The organism is Halococcus thailandensis JCM 13552 (assembly GCF_000336715.1).
GTDB classification, from domain to species: domain Archaea; phylum Halobacteriota; class Halobacteria; order Halobacteriales; family Halococcaceae; genus Halococcus; species Halococcus thailandensis.
This window is the reverse complement of the sequence record NZ_AOMF01000008.1, coordinates 1-358: the sequence shown is the minus strand read 5'-3', so window position 1 is coordinate 358 and position 358 is coordinate 1. Positions and strand designations below refer to the sequence as shown.

The following is a 358-nucleotide window of genomic DNA, read 5'->3' as shown; positions in this document are numbered from 1 at the left end:
GTCCATCGTTTGCCGGATCGATGGGTTATGGCATCATTATCTACCATCTCTTGAAGTCGCTGCTCGTGGTTGCTCGCTAAGACGGCGCAATCTGTGCGTTCCCGGATTGTCCGCTGCAACGGTGTGCCACTACTTCGTGATTTTGACGACGAGCGCGCGGATCGCTCCTGATACCGTTCTTTCGCACTTTCCATATGAACAAACATATCCGGAATAGAGTTATCGGAATCAGCGGCTGATGCAGGTTCATCATCCATAGATCATCTATGCAATGGTTTGTTATATTAGTTGCCCCGCTTCAACCCGACAGAAGTTCTTGCTCGCTAACGTGGTTGAAGTGCGTCATGTACTTCGCTCG

Annotated in this window: 1 pseudogene; it reads right to left on the bottom strand. The window is 50.0% G+C overall.

Annotation, left to right across the window (positions count from 1 at the left end):
* Positions 1-257, bottom strand: a pseudogene (locus C451_RS23170) (hypothetical protein); the annotation flags it as partial.
* Positions 258-358: the final 101 nt, after the last annotated feature.